Below are 17,636 nucleotides of genomic sequence, written 5' to 3'. Positions count from 1 at the left end.
TGACTTGTTTTATCTGCATTCGTTGGTGGGCACGGTTTACAAAACCGCGCTAACCTTAGTGACGACATATCTGATAGACCTGGAAATTTTAAAAGCCAAATTACTAGTTGGACAAAAGAATGACCTCAACGCTACATCGTGTTTATTCAAAAATAAATCTGTCGTTTAATCCTAATAAAAAAACCCTTCTTTTTCACTTCAAAAGGTTTTCATAGCAATTACAAACACCGTTATTTAAGAAAAAGTAATGGTGTTTTTTTATTGCTACAATTTTGTATTTTGCAACAGCATTTAATTCTAAAATAAAAACATGAATACTAATCATATCGATATTATTATAATAGGAGCGGGTTTATCCGGTATAGGCGCTGCGTGTCATTTGTCACGTAAAAATCCAGACAAAAACTATGTTATTTTAGAGGCAAGAACGGAACTTGGAGGTACCTGGAGTTTGTTTCAATACCCTGGAATCCGTTCCGATTCGGATATGTATACTTTTGGGTATTCCTTCAAAACATGGGAGGATCAAAAGTCTTTCGCCGACGGACCTTCTATATTAAAATACCTGAATGAAGCCGCAGACGAATATAAAGTGCGAGAGCATATCATCTACAATCAACGCGCTCTTTCTTATAACTTCGATACAGAAAAAAAATCATGGACGGTCACTACCGTAAATACCGTCACGGAAGAAGAAACAGTTTATAGGTGCCAGTTTATCTTTAGCTGTAGCGGCTATTATAATTATAACAAAGGGTACACTCCTGAATTTAAAGACCAATCCCGTTTTGAAGGTAAAATTGTCCATCCTCAAAAATGGCCTGAAAAATTAGATGTTGCCAATAAAAAAGTGGTTATAATTGGCAGCGGAGCCACTGCTGTGACCATCCTTCCGGAGCTTGCCGCCGAAGGTGCACAAGTTGTTATGCTGCAACGATCGCCAACCTATATTGCTGCTTTACCCAATAAAGACAAAATTGCTGCTCGCCTCAAAAGGCTGTTTCCAAAAAAAGTAGCTTATAGACTGATTCGTTATAAAAATATTTTCTACGCTATTGTCTTTTTTAATCTGTGCAAGTTCTTTCCAGAGGCAATGAAAAAATTCATTATAAAAGGGGCTGAAAAGGCTTTGGGTAACTTTCCCGTGGACCCTCATTTTATACCCAATTACAATCCATGGGAACAACGTTTTTGCATTGCGCCAAACGGAGATTTTTTTAGAGCCATCAGAAAAGGGAACGCAGCGGTAGTTACGGATCATATCGATTGTTTTATAGCAAATGGAATTTTACTAAAATCGGGGAAGACACTGGCCGCCGACATTATAATCACCGCAACTGGACTTGATTTAGTGGCGTTTGGAGGCGTAAAAATTCAACTAGATTCGCAACCTTTTAATGTTTCTAAATCTTTTGTCTATAAAGGCCTCATGTTAAGCGACCTGCCCAACTTCTTTATTTTTGTTGGCTATACAAATGCTTCGTGGACGTTGAAAAGTGACCTTACCAGCGAATATATATCTCGGGTTTTAAATTATTTGGACAAACACCATTATAAAGCGGTGCAGTCAAAAGTAGTCGAGACAAATTTAAAACCGGTTCCACTACTCAACCTGAATAGCGGCTACATTAACAGAGCAGCGAATACGCTTCCTAGTCAGGGAAACAAAGCACCTTGGCGTATTTACCAAAATTATGTGCTGGATTATAAAATGCTTCGCTTGGATGCCGTTAAAGACAAACGACTTACGTTTTTCAAATAAAGGAGGTTCAAGAGTACAGTAAAGAATTGGGTACTAATAATCCGGAAGTAAACGGTCTTCGAGCTCCAAAATCCTAATAAAACCTGAGAGCGTTCAACAACATATCAATAATGCAAATTAAATAGATTGTCAAAGTATTTAAAGCACGTTTGGAGCAATCTAAACGCCCAATTCTTTGGCTAAAAGAAAAATCATGCTATTATTACTGCATTGATGATTGGAAGGTCAAACGGAATGAATGTGGAAGATCATATGATTAACGGAAACCAAAATCACACGGAACAAAAACATAAAAAAGATTGATTTGATTGCTTGTACATACGTTGTAACCCACAAGAGATGAACAAGAATAGTATTAAAAGTCGGGTTGATCTGCAGCGTCTCCCGACTATTAATACTATTTCAGTAAGCAATAAATTTGAGTAAGAAATCTGGAAACTTAGTCAACGGATTACCTCATATTCACGAAAAGAAAAGGCCATTTAAATAGAAATCAAAATGGTAATAGCATCACCAACAGTAACAAGACCAGTTCCAGAACCGATCAAGTTTTGTCCAAACAACACATTATTTCCCGATGTCCTGTATTTTGCCAAAGTCCGCAAAGGATCTTTTCCTGATGTCACTCCTTTTTCTTGGTCTACAGTTGTCATTACGCATCTCCCGCAAGGTTTCACTCCAAAAAAAGTCAGCTCACCTATTGTGAATTCTTTCCAAGAATCCTCTTCATAAGCATCACCACCTGTAACAACAAAATTAGGTCGAAACCGATTCATCGGCAGTGCTTTTTTTAAACGGGAATTCAAATCATCCAATGACGATTGACCAATCAACAAAAAAGGATAGCCATCCGAAAAAGAATTAATATCAGCTTGCGTAACGGCATATTTAGCCTCTACTTTTCGGTGACTTTCCTCAGGCATGTATACCAAACGAGCCGAAAATCCCAATATTCGAGAAAACCAATCTGAAACAACTGAATCTACTTCATACGCCTGAATGGAGTCCTCCCAGACCATCACATCAATTTTAGTTTCGGCTTCCGAAAAAGATTGCTGCAGCGGAAGTTGTATTGTTTCTAATTGCATGCGATGTGTAATCTTCAGGAAATTCCCTATAATTTCAGGTAGAAAAAGAGCTAATTCCGGATGTTCCCTTTGCGACAGAAACATTCCGTTTTCATCAATCAACAACCAACGGCGGTCGTGTTCCAAACCACGATCGGTCACTTGAGCTTTTTGCAATTTAATTCCACCTAATGATTTTACAGGATAAATCCAGATTTCTGAAAGTTGTACCATAGCACTCTATTTTTCCCAAAATTACAAAAACAAAGTATTCCGTTTTTAATAATTCAAACTCAATCCAAAACCCATTCCCATATCGCTGTCATAATGCGTGGTAATTCCAAAATTTCTCTTGACTATATACCGCAATCCCGCCATGTATTCTTTGTCCGTATTCCACATTAAATTCATGCGCAATCTTTTAGAAACCGGAATATCCATGCGTTCAAATTGCAACCTGAAATTCCCGTCGGTATACACTTCGGCTTGCGCTTTAATCAGCATTGGCATGGTATATTCGACTCCGGCACTAAAAACGGCGCGATTGTCTTTGGTATTGGTTTGCCCAAAAAGATTCTCTTCCATTGCTCCCATTTCCATTTTTCGATACCGCCAGTCAAAACCAATAAATGGCATTAGCCACTGCATTTTCCCTAAATATCGTCCAATATGCGTTTCCGTTTCATACCCGTGATGATCTGTATAACCCAAACGCCATTCGGTACCAATACTCCAACGCGTGTTTTGAATCATCAGCATTCCATCGTTCCCATTGGTGGCAAAATCATTTTCGGCCATCACATGGAAGGCTCTGTCATCGGCAAATAATTTGCGTTGCGCTAATTTTGGATTTGGAATCAAAGGATTTGGCTCTTGATTTTCATAACTAAAAACGCGACCCATTCCCGCCATCATGTGATAGAGAATGTGACAATGAAAAAACCAATCGCCTTTGACATTCGCATTAAACTCAATCGTATCGGTTTCCATCGGCATAATATCGATGATGTTTTTCATGGGAGCGAACTCTTTCTGACCATTCAGGACTCTAAAATCATGCCCGTGTAAATGCATCGGGTGGCGCATCATGGAACCATTTAAGAGTACAATTCGAACATTCTCTCCTTTTTTAATTAAAATTTTATCGGCTTCAGAAACCACTTTATTGTCCAGACTCCACACGTAGCGATTCATATTTCCTGATAATTCAAACCGCAGTTCTTTTGTCTCCCCAGTCCCCGAAGGGGGAGTTGGAAGCGTTGTTTTAGTAGGTGATTTCAGCATGGCATAATTTAAGGTAGTAATATCAGATAATGCATTACTATTATAATCTTCCTCCGTCATTTTCATACCATCCATCTTCGGAGCGGTTGCCTCCATTTTCATTTTTCCCATATCATGAGACGAATGATCCATCTCCACTTCTTGTTGTGTTCCTTCTTTAGAATCTATAGGCCCCGTGATTTCAGGATACATTACTACATTCATATCCATTTGGTTCAGTGACATTTTCATTCCCATATCATCTAAATCGCCATTCATTTTCATCATGCCGTTCATCATTTTCATTCCTTCAAAATATTTTAATTTTGGCAAAGGCGACATCAGTTGCTTGATTCCATCTCCTAAATACAACGAAGCTGATTTAGTTCTATCCTCCGAAGTAACTAAAAATTCATACGCCGTTTTATCTGCTGGAATCGTTACAACAACATCATACGTTTCAGAAACAGCTACAATTAATCGGTCGACTTCAACTGGTTCCACATCGTTTCCATCACTGGCCACCACGGTAATTTTTCCACCGGCATACGTCAGCCAAAAATAAGTAGAAGCGCCACCATTGGCAATCCGCAACCTCACTTTATCTCCCGCTTTGAACTTCCTCAACCCAGACCCCTCTTCAAAGGAAAGGGGAGAAGAAACGCCATCTATTTTACTTTCATTTTTGCCGTTGATCAAAAACTTATTGTAATACACATCGCTTACATCCATCGCATTCATTCGTTTCCATTCATTGGTAATTTTTGTCTTAAAATGTCCTGCTTTTATGGCTTCGGCATAGCTCTGGGTAGTTCCTTTTTGAATTGCAAACCAATCGGTTGCATTGTGCAGCATCCGATGGACATTTTTTGGATTTAAATCCGTCCATTCACTCAAAATGATTGGAACGGTTGGTAAATCATCAATTCCTGCTCTAAAAGTTGGATCCTCATTTCGTTTGTTCATAACAAAGGAACCGTACATCCCAATTTGTTCCTGCAACCCCGTATGACTGTGGTACCAATGTGTTCCGTGTTGAATAATTGGAAACGTATATTTATGGGTGCTATGCGGTTTTATTGGCATTTGAGTCAAATAGGGCACGCCGTCTTCTTTATTGGGTAAAAACAATCCGTGCCAATGCAGTGAAGTATCTTCATTTAATTCATTGTGTACATAAATTTCGGCAATATCGCCTTCGGTAAACGTGAGTGTCGGCATCGGAATCTGTCCGTTTACGGCAATCGCTCTTTTGGGTGTATCGCCAAAAGTGACAATCGTATCCCGAACATATAAATCATACCGAACTATTTTTTGCGCTTCAGCATTCCAAGCAAAAAGCAAGAGTATAATTATTATGGAGTATTTTTTCATAATTAAAATTTTAAATTACGCAATCGCAACGCATTTGTAATTACTGAAACAGAGCTGAAACTCATGGCCAAAGCCGCAATCATTGGCGAAAGCAACACGCCAAAAAACGGATACAAAACACCCGCTGCAATTGGAATTCCAAGCACATTGTAGAAAAAGGCAAAGAATAAATTTTGCTTAATATTTCGCATCACCGCATGACTTAAGTTTTTGGCTTTGACTATTCCTTGCAAATCACCTTTCACTAACGTTATTTTGGCACTTTCGATAGCCACATCTGTTCCTGTTCCCATGGCAATTCCTATGTCGGCTTGTGCCAAAGCCGGCGCATCGTTGATTCCATCACCTGCCATGGCTACAATTTTTCCTTCGGCTTGCAATCGTTTAATTTCTTTGAGCTTGTCTTCAGGCAAACAACCCGCTTTATACGAACTCAAATGCAACTCCTGAGCCACTGCTTTTGCAGTATTTTGATTATCACCGGTAAGCATGATTACCTCAACTCCCTGACGCATCAGTTCTTTTATAGCTGTGATGCTTGTGGCTTTGATGGCATCTGTAATCGAGACAAATCCCACCGCAATTCCGTCAATTGAAATATAAGAAACCGTTTTTCCGAGTTTCTGTTCGGCGATAATTTTATTTTCTAATTCTTCGGAAATCGTGGCATTTACCTGCTCCATCAATTTTTTATTTCCGAGTGCCACTTTTTTATCGACTACGGTTCCAATAACTCCTTTGCCGGAAATCGCTTCAAAATCCTTGACTTCGATTAATGAAACTGCTTTCGCTTTCGCAAAATTGACTACGGCTTGCGCCAAAGGATGTTCGCTATACTGATTTAAAGAAGCAATACTTTGCAACAAAGAATCTTCTTCATTATTTAAAGAGAATACTTTTTCAACAGAAGGCTTTCCTTCCGTAATGGTTCCTGTTTTATCGGTAATCAGCACATTTACTTTATTCATATTCTCTAACGCTTCGGCATTTTTTATCAAAACTCCAGATTGCGCTCCTTTACCAACACCAACCATTACGGACATGGGCGTGGCCAATCCCAAGGCACACGGACAAGCAATAATTAATACTGCAATCGCATTGATAAATCCATACACCATTGCGGGTTCAGGACCAAATTGTGCCCAAACAAAAAAAGTGATTATGGAAACCCCAACTACAATTGGTACAAAATATTTAGCGATTCTGTCCGCTAGTTTCTGGATTGGTGCTTTAGACCTACTGGCAGTGTTGACCATTTGTATAATTTGCGAAAGCACCGTTTCCGAACCTACCTTTTCAGCAATCATCACAAAGGATTTATTGCCGTTAATGGTTCCGGAGCTAATACTATCGCCTGTTTTTTTATCTACGGGAATAGGTTCACCTGTTATCATCGATTCATCAACAGTACTTTCTCCATCGGTAATTTTTCCATCCACCGGAATTTTATCTCCCGGTTTTACCCGCAATAAATCTCCTTTTTTGATATCATGAATCGAAATCACTTTATCCCCTTCATTGCTAACCAAAACAGCTTCGGTTGGCGCTAACTTCAATAATTCTTTTATCGCTCCACTGGTTTGACTGTGCGCTCTAGCTTCGAGTAATTGCCCCAATAAAACCAAAGTTAATATCACCGTTGTAGCCTCAAAATAAAGATGAACCGCTCCGTTATCCGTTTTAAATTCATCCGGGAAAATAGCGGGAAAAAACAATCCAACCAAACTAAACAGAAAAGCGACTCCAGAACCAATTCCAATCAACGTAAACATATTGAGATTCCAAGTAACTATAGATTTCCATGCACGCTGAAAAAACATCCAACACGCATAAAAAACGACAGGAAGTGAAAATAATAATTGTACCCAATTCCATTTTTCTAAATCCATAATTTTCATTATTGGATTATTCGGAATCATATCTGACATGGCAATAATAAAAATGGGAACTGTAAAAACTACCGCTATTTTCATTTTGCGGACTAAGTCATTGTACACTTTGTTTTCTTCAGAAGCGGTGGGTTCCATTGGTACTAAATCCATTCCGCAAATGGGACAGGAACCGGGACCGTCTTTGATTACTTCGGGATGCATCGGACACGTGTACCTTGTTTTTGCAACACTCAATTCGGGAACTTTTTCCAGATTCATTCCGCACACAGGGCAACTTCCCGGTTTATCATAGACTTTTTCCCCCTCACAATGCATCGGACAATAGTATTTGCCTTGCGCAGTAGCGGGTAAAATTACGGTTGATTTCTCTTGTGGTTTATTCGAACTGCAACATGACTTCTCAATTGGTTTTTCAGTAATTCCATGAGAATCAACACCAGTATTCATTTCTATGGTGTAGTTTCCAGCGCCAGTTAAAACCTCTTGTAATTGAACTGTGGAAATGTGTTGATCCATTGTTATAGTCGCTATTGGCGGATTCAAAGTAACTCTCGCTTGAATTCCATCAATAACATTCAATGTTTTTTCTACTTTGGAACGGCAACCGTCGCAAGACATTCCAGTGACTGTATAAGTATGTTTCATAATGTTGAATTTAAAAAAAATCGGTTCTATAAAAGTATAGAACCGATTTAAAAAAACTTTAATGTTGATGATTCTCTTCTTTTGTATCACTTGCTTTTGGAGTCATCTGCATCCCACATTTTGGATATTTTACAGATTTATCACTCATTTCTTTCGGGTGCATTGAACAAGAATACATTGCTTTATGGGTTTCCTTTTGGGAAGATTTCACCACTTCTTGAGCTGATGCTATGGAATTCACTGCTAAGAATACGCTTAGTACGATAATTAATGTTTTCATTTTTTCTATTATTAAAATATTTAGCTAAACATTCATTGCTACTAAACAAAGGTACATAACCTTCTATTTTAACTTGTTGTAGAATTTTGGAAATGATTTGTAAGTTTTACAACGCATCAATTTGCGATCTGTTATTTTCTTTTAACTGTTTAAAATGAGTTGGCGTAACGCCCGTGATTTTTTTAAATTGATTGCTCAAATGCGCTACATCGCTGTAATTTAACTTATTTGCAATTTCACTTAAAGTTAATTCTTTGTACATTAATAATTCCTTTACCTTTTCAATTTTTTGAGCAATAAAATAATGCTCAATAGTTATGCCTTGCATTTCTGAAAATAAATTACTCAAAGTACTGTAATCCTGCCCTAATTGTTCTGATAAATAGTGTGATAAATTAATTTTTAATTCCTCATTTTGATGATGTACCAAATCAATAATTAGGCATTTAATTTTCTCTGTCAGTATCGTTGTTTTGTCTTCTAACAATTCAAACCCGAACGATTGTAATTTTATTTCTAACTCTCGCTTCTGATTTTCTTTGAAATTTTCTACTACTTCGACTTCTCCTAACTTCACCGAAACAGGAAAAATTCCAAGTTTTTCGAGCTCGGATTTCACAACCATTATACAGCGACCACAAACCATATTTTTGACATAGAATTTCATCGCTATTGAACGGTTCCTATTCTCCTGCCACAATTTAGCATCTCCGCACCAAAATAGGGATTAATCACGTCTTGGGTTTCACTGATCCAATACCCGTTTTTTCCTGCTCCATACATGGGACAGTAATCCTGATATACGGTTTGTTTGGTTCCAAAGGCTTTTATCAAATCAAAAACATCTTTGCTCAATAACGAAAAATACGTTCTTTGATGCTCCATTTTACCGGCATTATCCCCAATATGTTTGACATTTACTTTGGCATCCGCCACAAAAGCATTGTATTTATTTTTTAATTTGGTGTCTAATGAAGTTGCGCTGGAACTATTCAATATAGTATGCAAATCTTTTGCCGCGATGGCTGCTCCTTTTGAATCGTCTTTGGTTAATGCATTTTTAATTTTGAGATAATTAGATACAATAGCATCGGTTGGAAAAGTCATTTTATCAGCACTCTCCGTTTTAAGCATAGCACTAGAGTTCACCTTGGTTTCAACAGGCGTTTGCTCTTTTTCAGTAGGGATTGTGTGCACCACTTTCTCGGTTAGTTCCATCCCGCATTCTGAACATTCTCCACCGGATGCACCAGTAACTTCCGGATGCATCGGACAGGCATATAATTCCGTAGCTTTTTCTGTTTTTTCAGAACTTGTAGCTGCTGCTTCTTTGTTTTTCTGGTCACAGGAAACCGTCATAAATACCGTTATTAAGGACAAAAACATTATTTTTTTCATTGTATTTTTTTTTATAATTACAAATTTACATTTATTTAAAATCAATTATTCATTGTTATAAATCTAAGCTTTATCTATTTATTTTATGATATTAAAAAAATTATATTCTAAATTTAAATAAATTCCATTGGGTGCTGTACGCATCATAGAACTCATAATTTCTCTCCGGTAAGCCAAATCCAAACGGGCTTGACTATTGAAAATAAATTGTATTGCCGGAACCACATCAAGATACGATTTTCCATTTTCATTGATCGTTTGCCCAACAAATTCAACCATCAGGTTAATATTTGTTTGTTTAAAACTGGTGTATTTTTTGGGATACATCAGTTTGCCAAAAGACAAGGTATAATTCGTGGCGTTATTGCCTAATTCACTTGGAAAAGGATAATTTGGTTTATTATCAAATGCCTTTTCAAAACTTACCGACGAACTAATTGCTACTTTTTTTATCAGTTTCGTGGCTACTAATCCGGTCTCAAAACCCGTATTGTGCCCCATTATTTCAATTTGATCCTGATGAATATCTGCGTTATTAAAACTATACCTTCCAAAAGCAGCCAAACGAAAATGACTGTTTAAATCATCTGTCGAGAAAAACCGGTATTTAGCATAAAAACCGCCTCCTTCTGTAACCAATTGACTGTTTCTATTACTGACAAATGCGGTAGCCCTAACCATCAAATTTTTATTCAAACCATAGGTTACTTCCGGCATCAAATGATAGTTGTACTCTTCACTAAATTGCTCCTCAAAAAGGGATTGTGACAGTCTTACACTCAATGAATTTGCAGGGATATTACTGGCAGGGTCCGTAACAACAAATAATTCCTGGGCTTGCATTTGAGCCGATATCAGGAATAGGACAGCAAAGCGTAAATAACTCATATTAAATTGTTTTAAGGTGAAAATTATTTTCATTTTCGACCAGATAACTAGGGTATTTCGACAATGTTTTAAATGTTTTTTTATACTCTTTTTGAGTAACAAAACCTTTATCAACCACTTTTAACTTTGTTTCCCCGTTCATTGTCTTTGCTTTCACATCAACAAATATAAAGGTGTGTTCACCCTTTTTCAATGCTAGGTTGTCTTCTATTTTCAAATTATCGAAAGCCATTGTCAACACCATGGAGCCCACAAAAAAACCAGCTTTTTCGACACTCGTTTTTAAAGTTTTTGGACTTATTGAATTATTTTCCTTCAAATAAACGGTAAACGTATTCGTATTTAGATCTGTACTGACGCTGTCTACTTCAGTCATGGCCTTTAGCTGTTTGTTAATTGCATTCGAACACATGGAACACGTTAAACCCGTTGCAATTATGTCTGCTTTTGAAATTTGAGAATAGGACTTCATGCTTGCCATCAAAATCAAACAAGCAATACCAATGAATTTTATATTTATATTTTTCATCTTATTTTATTTTTTTATTTGCATTAAAATTTGTTCTTCTGTTGGATTTACAGCAACCAGTTTCCCTGTTGCATCAAAAAGATAGGCACTAGGCAACTGCTCTACGCCAAAGACTATAGCCGATGGCGCATCAAACCCTTTGGGATCAATCAACTGCTCATATTCTAATTTGTCTTTTTGAATGGCACTTATCCATTTCGCTTGATCCGTATCCAGGGATATCCCTATAATTTCGAAATTTTCTGTTTTATACTGATTGTAAAAAGGCACCAGCTTTTTATTGGCCATTCTACACGGTGCGCACCAAGAAGCCCAAAAGTCAATTAAGACGGTTTTCCCTTTTACAGAAGCCAAACTTACAGTGGCCTCTTTATTATTTTTAAGTTCAAAATCAGGTAAATTATCTCCAATTTTCATCTGGGCATTAGCCGTTGAAAAACTGATTATTACACTTACTACCAGAATTATTTTTTTCATTTTATTTTCCTTTAAATAATTATTGAAGCGTCTCTACCGTTTTTCCACAAGTCATCATTTGCGAACCGTAATACGGATTCTTAACGTCATTTTCTTTGCTCAACCAGTTGGCTCCTTTACCGCCATTTGCCATAGGACAAAACTGGAGATAAACCGGAGTCTCGTATTTAGCCACTTTTATCAATTCATACATCGATTTTGATAAATCCATGAAATGATCTCTCTGATGAGAAATATCTTTTGTATCACCAATATGCTCAGAATGTTCTTTTAAGTCATTCAAAACTTTCATCCAAACAATATGTTCTTCCGATTTTAGTGTTTCCATCTTCACGGAATTGATTGCCATTAATAAATCCTTCGCTTTCAAGGAAGTACTGTTTCCGTCTGTTTTCACTAAAGCATCTTTTAAAAGAAAATAGCTATCAAAAACAGCTTTTAATGTAGTATCTACTTGTTGTTTTGGAACTGCATTATCTGGGTGATTGGCGTGGCCTGCATGATTTTCTGTAGTGACGGTTTCCATTTTCGTTGCTGGAGAAACGGCTACTTTTGCTTCTCTTTCATATTGGCAACAGCCATGTAGTTTGTCATAAACAGCATCTGGAGCAAGAAACTTATCACTGTCATACCCTGCTAAAGCAATGCGTTTCAGGATTTCGTCTTGACTTGTTTTAGTCGAGTCATACGTGAGTGTTGCCATTTTGGTGTCTTTATTCCACTCGACTTTCGCTGCTTTTTTCAGGTTACCTGTAGTTTCTATGGTGCTTTTACACATCTCACAGTTGCCATATATTTTTACCGTTTCTGTTGTAGCATTTTTAATTTGCGCATGGCTGATTGTGATTGAAAGCAACAGAGTAGTTGCCATCAATATTTTTTTTATTGAATTCATTTTGATATTATTTTGAAGTGAATTAGTCGCAAAACATTGAAAACAACAGCTTATTTTGCTCTGTTTTTTGAATTGTAATTGACTACGTTTATTGGTTTTTAAAGCATATACTGCTTTGAACAAGACAGTTTTTTGGCTGTCAAAAAAGAAATTTAGCTTATTTTAGGTGGAAGCCAAATAGAACGGAAATGGGATGAGATAAAGATTTCCGAGTAATAATAATTTTGTTTTTCAGTAGAAAAACTAAAAATTTGCTTGTTTAATTCCGTGTTAAATATGGATGTTAAACCCAAATGAATTGCTGTACTGCCACAAGAAATACTCTTGCAAGCACCGTTACAACCATCATGCAACCCTTTATTTGATTTTTTTTCTTTATTACAACAGTCTTTTTGCTCCGTTTTTGAAGAGAATTCTTTTTTGCAACACGATTTTTCTGCTTTTATTCCACACGCAATAGCTACGCTTGGAGTCATAAAGAACCCAAGCGTAACTAGTAACAATATGTAAAAATTTTTAGACATAGTATCGTTCAAATAAAGTACAAAGATATTGATTGATTCTTAATTTCAAATGCATTACGTCATAAATACGTGTTAAAAATAGCCTATTATTTTCCCTCGCCTAGAATTCCATTCATTATAGACTGCGATACGGATAATATAATACTAAAAAACAAGGCAGTCCAAAACGTATCTACGCGAAAACCGTCCACAATTTTTGTACACAACAAAATCATCAGTGCATTAATAACCAATAAAAACAAACCTAAAGTTAGTATCGTTACCGGCAAAGTTAGTATCACTAATATTGGCTTGATAAATATATTAAGTAATCCAAGAACAATTGCCACAATCAAAGCCGTGGCGAATCCATCTACACGCACACCCGGCATAAAGTTCGCAATAAGCAATACTAAACCAGAGGTAATAAGAATTTTGATGAGTAAATTCATAAGTTTATCTTTTTAAATTTTAATAAATGTAGTGAAAATTAGAAACCATCTCCTTTATTTTAAAAAAGAAGTGACTTTTTGATAGAACTCAGCTGGATTTTCGGCATGAAGCCAATGCCCTACATTAGGAATCGTTTCAATATTTGAATCCGGGAAATGCTGTTTTATAATTTCAAAATCGCTGTCTAAAATATAATTTGATTTTCCGCCTCGAATGAACAAGGCTGGTTTCTCGAAAACGGAATTCTTAGGCAACGGAATTCCTATTTCATCCATTTTTGTATTGAAAACTGCCAAATTAAATCGAAAGGCAAGTTGCCCGGGCTCTTGCCAAAACAAATTCTTCATCAAGAATTGTCTGGTTCCAAAATCAGGAACAAACTTCTCCATGATTTCTTCGACATCACTTCGACTTGGTTTTTTTGAAAAATCAACCGCATTCAATCCCGCCAAAATATCCTGATGATGCTGCGGATAAAATTTTGGTCCTATGTCCGCAACAATTAACTTATTAACTAATTCAGGATGCAACGTTGCCAGAAGCATGGCTATTTTCCCGCCCATGGAATGCCCAATGACATTAATTTTTTCTAATTTATGAAATTGGCAATAGGCGACTACATCCTGAACCATGATTTCGTAAGTAAAATTCTCTGAGTGCAGGCTTCTCCCGTGATTGCGTAAGTCCAGCAGATGTACCTGAAAATGAGTTGCAAATTGTGTTCCTAATGTTTTCCAGTTATCGGACATCCCCAGAAATCCGTGAAGAATTAAAAGTGGCTGTCCTGATCCTTCTATTTTTGAAAAAAGCATATAATTTTAGATTTTAACGTTATGATTTAAATTAAAAACCATTAAGAAAGTAAAGCTATTAAGCTTAAAACTTAATCCATCATAATTTCTTAATGGTTAAAAAAAACTATTTTAATTTTTGCAAATACATATTCACCACATTGTCTAATCCCAGATAAATAGCTTCGGAAATCAGTGCATGACCAATAGAAACTTCGAGTAATCCCGGGATATTTTGTTTAAAAAATTGAATGTTATCCAAACTCAAATCATGACCTGCATTGATCCCTAATCCAAGCGCATTGGCTAGGATGGCAGCGTGTGTGTATGGCACAATTCCGTTTTGATTTCCTAAACTGTATTGGTGTGCGAATGCTTCGGTATACAATTCAATTCTTTCGGTTCCAATTTTTTTTGCACCTTCAATCATTTCGAGAACAGGATCTACAAAAATGGACGTTCTAATTCCGTTCCGTTGAAACTCCTGAACAATTTCAGTCAAATAAGAAGCGTGTTTTATGGTATCCCAACCAGCATTAGATGTTATGGCATCTACAGCATCCGGAACTAGAGTTACCTGAGTCGGTTTTATTTCCAGAACAAGGTCGATAAAGGTTTTTTCTGGATTTCCTTCTATATTATATTCCGTATAAACAGTCGTTTTTAAATCCCGTGCATCCTGATAGCGAATGTGGCGCTCATCCGGACGGGGATGTATGGTAATTCCTTGCGCTCCGAACTTTTGAATGTCGGCAGCTACTTTTAATAAATCAGGAACATTTCCTCCACGAGCATTACGTAAAGTAGCTATTTTATTGATGTTTACACTTAATTTTGTCATTGGAACCCTTTTTGATTAAACCAGTACTATTTCTTGAAGCAAAAATACAAAGTAAAACTTAGGAGTTTTTGCTTATTTTTGATTATTTTGCATGAAATATTTTTGCCTAATTTATGATCGGAATTACAGACTATATAACCAATGATTTTAAAGCGATTAACAACCAAGATACTATTGCGGTTGTTCAAGAATTCTTCAATGACGTCCACTTTTCACATTTCCCAATAATCGAAGAAGGGGTGTATCTGGGCAGTATTGCCCGCGAAGATCTAGAAACTTTTGACAGCACTAAAAAAGTATCTGATTTTCGCTATTCACTGGAAGGGTTTTTCACAAGAACTAATACAATATGGCTTGATGTGCTGGAAGTTTTTGCAAAAAATCAGACTAATTTAGTTCCGATTTTAGACGAAAACAACACCTACGTGGGTTATTATCAAATAGAAGACATCATGAAGTTTTTTCATGAAACTCCTTTTTTAAAGGAACCCGGCGGCGTTATCGTTGTCAAGAAAGCCGCTTTAGATTATTCTATGAGTCAAATTACCCAAATAGTCGAAAGCAACAATGGCAAACTTTTAGGTGTATTCGTCTCCGAATTAGATGTTGAGAGCGTTGAAGTTACCTTAAAAATAACGTTAGGCGCTATCAATGAAATAATACAGACTTTCAGAAGATATGATTATGAAATTATATCCGAGCATCAAGAAGACAATTACATCAATAATTTGAAGGAACGCTCTGATTATTTAGACAAGTACCTTAATATATAGTGCTCGTTTAACCGATTATTTGTTTAATCGATTAAATACTAAAACAAACATATCAACATTAAACGATTACACAAAAAGATGAAAGTAGCGATCTACGGCCAATATTATCAAAACAGTACCGAACCTATTATAAACGACATCTTTGTTTTTTTTAACAAAAATAATGTAGAGATGATTATTGAGTCTCATTTTTTGCTGATGCTCAACGAAAGGAAAATTGTAGAAAAAAAATACAAAACCTTCACATCCCACACTGAACTTGATTCTAGTTTTGATATGCTCATCAGCATTGGAGGAGACGGAACTATTTTAAGAGCAGCCACTTTAGTGCGGGATTCCGGAGTTCCTATTTTAGGAATAAATGCGGGAAGACTAGGTTTCCTTGCAACCGTCCAAAAAGAGAATATCGCAACATTCATGCAATTTGTCATTGACAAAAAATACACCATCTCAAAAAGAACATTACTGAGCGTAACCTGCACGCCACCAAATGAATCCATCCAAAAAATGGCTTTTGCCATGAATGAAATTACGGTCAGTAGAAAAGACACTACATCGATGATTACGATAGACACGTACTTGAATAACGAATTTTTAAATTCATATTGGGCCGATGGGTTAATTATATCAACACCAACAGGATCTACGGGGTATTCTTTGAGTTGTGGCGGTCCAATCTTGACACCTGATGTAAAAAGCATCGTCATCACCCCAATTGCTCCCCACAACCTAACGGCCAGGCCTCTTGTTGTTCCGGATGAAACAGAAATTAGACTAAAAGTTTCCGGAAGAGAGGAAAATTATTTAGTGTCCTTAGACTCCAGAGTTACCTCGGTAAAGAACGAATCCATACTGACCTTAAAAAAAACCCCCTTTCAAATCAATATGGTAGAAATACCCGAAGAAACTTTTTTAAAAACCCTTCGAAGCAAATTACTTTGGGGACAAGATAAGCGTAACTAAATCATTTTAATAAATAATATACGATTCTATGTTTTTTTTTCGTTTGAATAAATAAAATACTCACTTTGCGCAATTTACTTGTCAATTAATCAAAAAAACACACATTTAACTGAATGGGTATTGAATCGTATTGATTATTATTATATTTGCACGCAATTTTTGATTGAATGAACAAGATTTTCTATTTATTGTTTTGCTTACTCCCATTTACGAACACCCATGCTCAGATCCACGAAATTGGTGTTTTTGCAGGTGGAAGTAACTTTGTAGGCGATGTTGGTCCTACGACTTACCTTGCGCCAAACGAACCTGCTTTTGGGGTTTTATACAAATGGAATAAAAGTCCAAGACATGCTTACCGATTTTCATACATGCAGTCAAACATAAATTCAGATGATTCAGATTCAAAAGAAGCAGCAAGAAACCAAAGAGGATATCGTTTTGAAAACAATCTAAAAGAAGTCTCTTTAGGACTTGAATTCAACTTTTTTGACTTTAATCTTCACGACTCTCGAACTAAAATTACACCTTATGTGTTTTCAGGAATCAGTTATTTCCTGAGCAGGTACAAATTGACAGACACGCAAGCAGGTACAACAGCAGAAGGCAGATCAGAAAGAAGAAAATCAATAGCGATCCCGATGATTTTAGGAATCAAGTCAACGCTATCTCCCAGTTTAATATTGGGATTAGAAACCGGAGCACGGTATACGCTGACCGATGATATAGAAGGAAGTTATAATGGGAATTTTGGAAATATAAATAATAATGATTGGTATGTCTTCACAGGCGTTACGCTAACGTATACCTTTGGAAACAAACCCTGTTATTGTGCAGAATAA

General features: G+C 36.6%; 17 protein-coding genes. 4 read left to right on the top strand and 13 right to left on the bottom strand.

Annotated features, from left to right (window positions below; translation table 11 throughout):
* The first annotated feature begins 310 nt into the window (after positions 1 to 310).
* On the top strand, positions 311 to 1,762 hold the full coding sequence (locus EKL96_RS04235; protein WP_126458601.1) for a flavin-containing monooxygenase: 1,452 nt from the start codon (positions 311 to 313) through the stop codon (positions 1,760 to 1,762).
* A 482-nt stretch (positions 1,763 to 2,244) separates the two neighbouring features.
* On the opposite strand, the gene EKL96_RS04230 is transcribed toward EKL96_RS04235, so the two are convergent.
* The 13 genes from EKL96_RS04230 to EKL96_RS04170 all read right to left on the bottom strand — a co-directional run bounded on the left by EKL96_RS04230 (position 2,245) and on the right by EKL96_RS04170 (position 15,058).
* Positions 2,245 to 3,063, bottom strand: coding sequence for an MOSC domain-containing protein (locus EKL96_RS04230; RefSeq protein WP_126458598.1), 819 nt, complete (start codon positions 3,061 to 3,063; stop codon positions 2,245 to 2,247).
* A 45-nt stretch (positions 3,064 to 3,108) separates the two neighbouring features.
* Positions 3,109 to 5,466 (bottom strand): multicopper oxidase domain-containing protein, encoded by a 2,358-nt coding sequence (locus tag EKL96_RS04225; protein WP_126458595.1) that lies wholly within the window; start codon positions 5,464 to 5,466, stop codon positions 3,109 to 3,111.
* Positions 5,467 to 5,468: 2 nt separating this feature from the next.
* Complete coding sequence (locus EKL96_RS04220; RefSeq protein ID WP_126458592.1) at positions 5,469 to 8,003, bottom strand: heavy metal translocating P-type ATPase; 2,535 nt, start codon at positions 8,001 to 8,003, stop codon at positions 5,469 to 5,471.
* 58 nt (positions 8,004 to 8,061) lie between these two features.
* Positions 8,062 to 8,283, bottom strand: a complete 222-nt coding sequence (locus EKL96_RS04215) for a hypothetical protein (RefSeq protein ID WP_126458589.1) — start codon at positions 8,281 to 8,283, stop codon at positions 8,062 to 8,064.
* Between the two features lie 106 nt (positions 8,284 to 8,389).
* Complete coding sequence (locus EKL96_RS04210) at positions 8,390 to 8,950, bottom strand: helix-turn-helix domain-containing protein (RefSeq protein WP_126458586.1); 561 nt, start codon at positions 8,948 to 8,950, stop codon at positions 8,390 to 8,392.
* Positions 8,951 to 8,952: 2 nt separating this feature from the next.
* On the bottom strand, positions 8,953 to 9,681 hold the full coding sequence (locus tag EKL96_RS04205) for a DUF3347 domain-containing protein (protein WP_126458583.1): 729 nt from the start codon (positions 9,679 to 9,681) through the stop codon (positions 8,953 to 8,955).
* A 78-nt stretch (positions 9,682 to 9,759) separates the two neighbouring features.
* Positions 9,760 to 10,602 (bottom strand): hypothetical protein, encoded by an 843-nt coding sequence (locus EKL96_RS04200; RefSeq protein WP_233579257.1) that lies wholly within the window; start codon positions 10,600 to 10,602, stop codon positions 9,760 to 9,762.
* Positions 10,571 to 11,098, bottom strand: coding sequence for a heavy-metal-associated domain-containing protein (locus EKL96_RS04195; RefSeq protein ID WP_126458577.1), 528 nt, complete (start codon positions 11,096 to 11,098; stop codon positions 10,571 to 10,573). Before EKL96_RS04195 ends, EKL96_RS04200 begins: the two co-directional genes overlap by 32 nt.
* Positions 11,099 to 11,104: 6 nt before the next feature.
* On the bottom strand, positions 11,105 to 11,575 hold the full coding sequence (locus EKL96_RS04190) for a TlpA family protein disulfide reductase (RefSeq protein ID WP_126458574.1): 471 nt from the start codon (positions 11,573 to 11,575) through the stop codon (positions 11,105 to 11,107).
* 19 nt (positions 11,576 to 11,594) lie between these two features.
* Positions 11,595 to 12,470, bottom strand: coding sequence for a DUF3347 domain-containing protein (locus tag EKL96_RS04185; RefSeq protein ID WP_126458571.1), 876 nt, complete (start codon positions 12,468 to 12,470; stop codon positions 11,595 to 11,597).
* A 610-nt stretch (positions 12,471 to 13,080) separates the two neighbouring features.
* On the bottom strand, positions 13,081 to 13,425 hold the full coding sequence (locus EKL96_RS04180; RefSeq protein ID WP_126458568.1) for a phage holin family protein: 345 nt from the start codon (positions 13,423 to 13,425) through the stop codon (positions 13,081 to 13,083).
* 54 nt (positions 13,426 to 13,479) lie between these two features.
* Positions 13,480 to 14,238, bottom strand: a complete 759-nt coding sequence (locus tag EKL96_RS04175; protein WP_126458565.1) for an alpha/beta fold hydrolase — start codon at positions 14,236 to 14,238, stop codon at positions 13,480 to 13,482.
* Between the two features lie 106 nt (positions 14,239 to 14,344).
* Positions 14,345 to 15,058, bottom strand: coding sequence for a pyridoxine 5'-phosphate synthase (locus EKL96_RS04170; RefSeq protein WP_126458562.1), 714 nt, complete (start codon positions 15,056 to 15,058; stop codon positions 14,345 to 14,347).
* 113 nt (positions 15,059 to 15,171) lie between these two features.
* Here EKL96_RS04170 and EKL96_RS04165 point away from each other — a divergent pair, with 113 nt between their 5' ends.
* The 3 genes from EKL96_RS04165 to EKL96_RS04155 all read left to right on the top strand — a co-directional run bounded on the left by EKL96_RS04165 (position 15,172) and on the right by EKL96_RS04155 (position 17,636).
* A complete protein-coding gene (locus EKL96_RS04165) occupies positions 15,172 to 15,831 on the top strand; it encodes a CBS domain-containing protein (RefSeq protein WP_126458559.1) in 660 nt (219 codons plus the stop codon).
* Between the two features lie 78 nt (positions 15,832 to 15,909).
* Positions 15,910 to 16,794 (top strand): NAD kinase, encoded by an 885-nt coding sequence (locus tag EKL96_RS04160; protein ID WP_126458555.1) that lies wholly within the window; start codon positions 15,910 to 15,912, stop codon positions 16,792 to 16,794.
* A gap of 167 nt (positions 16,795 to 16,961) precedes the next feature.
* Positions 16,962 to 17,636 (top strand): DUF6089 family protein, encoded by a 675-nt coding sequence (locus EKL96_RS04155; protein ID WP_126458552.1) that lies wholly within the window; start codon positions 16,962 to 16,964, stop codon positions 17,634 to 17,636.

Origin of the sequence: Flavobacterium sp. LS1R10 (assembly GCF_003968825.1) — a bacterium.
Lineage (GTDB): Bacteria > Bacteroidota > Bacteroidia > Flavobacteriales > Flavobacteriaceae > Flavobacterium.
The sequence above is the reverse complement of the archived record's forward strand: the minus strand, read 5'-3'. Positions and strand labels throughout refer to the sequence as shown.

What these genes read in the sequence shown, in the direction of transcription:
- EKL96_RS04160 (WP_126458555.1), top strand. Translation starts at nt 15,910, where the DNA reads ATGAAAGTAGCGATCTACGGCCAATATTATCAAAACAGTACCGAACCT.
- EKL96_RS04175 (WP_126458565.1), bottom strand. Translation starts at nt 14,238, where the DNA reads ATGCTTTTTTCAAAAATAGAAGGATCAGGACAGCCACTTTTAATTCTT.
- EKL96_RS04230 (WP_126458598.1), bottom strand. Translation starts at nt 3,063, where the DNA reads ATGGTACAACTTTCAGAAATCTGGATTTATCCTGTAAAATCATTAGGT.
- EKL96_RS04180 (WP_126458568.1), bottom strand. Translation starts at nt 13,425, where the DNA reads ATGAATTTACTCATCAAAATTCTTATTACCTCTGGTTTAGTATTGCTT.
- EKL96_RS04215 (WP_126458589.1), bottom strand. Translation starts at nt 8,283, where the DNA reads ATGAAAACATTAATTATCGTACTAAGCGTATTCTTAGCAGTGAATTCC.
- EKL96_RS04235 (WP_126458601.1), top strand. Translation starts at nt 311, where the DNA reads ATGAATACTAATCATATCGATATTATTATAATAGGAGCGGGTTTATCC.
- EKL96_RS04195 (WP_126458577.1), bottom strand. Translation starts at nt 11,098, where the DNA reads ATGAAAAATATAAATATAAAATTCATTGGTATTGCTTGTTTGATTTTG.
- EKL96_RS04155 (WP_126458552.1), top strand. Translation starts at nt 16,962, where the DNA reads ATGAACAAGATTTTCTATTTATTGTTTTGCTTACTCCCATTTACGAAC.
- EKL96_RS04170 (WP_126458562.1), bottom strand. Translation starts at nt 15,058, where the DNA reads ATGACAAAATTAAGTGTAAACATCAATAAAATAGCTACTTTACGTAAT.
- EKL96_RS04190 (WP_126458574.1), bottom strand. Translation starts at nt 11,575, where the DNA reads ATGAAAAAAATAATTCTGGTAGTAAGTGTAATAATCAGTTTTTCAACG.
- EKL96_RS04200 (WP_233579257.1), bottom strand. Translation starts at nt 10,602, where the DNA reads ATGAAAATAATTTTCACCTTAAAACAATTTAATATGAGTTATTTACGC.
- EKL96_RS04220 (WP_126458592.1), bottom strand. Translation starts at nt 8,003, where the DNA reads ATGAAACATACTTATACAGTCACTGGAATGTCTTGCGACGGTTGCCGT.
- EKL96_RS04225 (WP_126458595.1), bottom strand. Translation starts at nt 5,466, where the DNA reads ATGAAAAAATACTCCATAATAATTATACTCTTGCTTTTTGCTTGGAAT.
- EKL96_RS04205 (WP_126458583.1), bottom strand. Translation starts at nt 9,681, where the DNA reads ATGAAAAAAATAATGTTTTTGTCCTTAATAACGGTATTTATGACGGTT.
- EKL96_RS04210 (WP_126458586.1), bottom strand. Translation starts at nt 8,950, where the DNA reads ATGAAATTCTATGTCAAAAATATGGTTTGTGGTCGCTGTATAATGGTT.
- EKL96_RS04185 (WP_126458571.1), bottom strand. Translation starts at nt 12,470, where the DNA reads ATGAATTCAATAAAAAAAATATTGATGGCAACTACTCTGTTGCTTTCA.
- EKL96_RS04165 (WP_126458559.1), top strand. Translation starts at nt 15,172, where the DNA reads ATGATCGGAATTACAGACTATATAACCAATGATTTTAAAGCGATTAAC.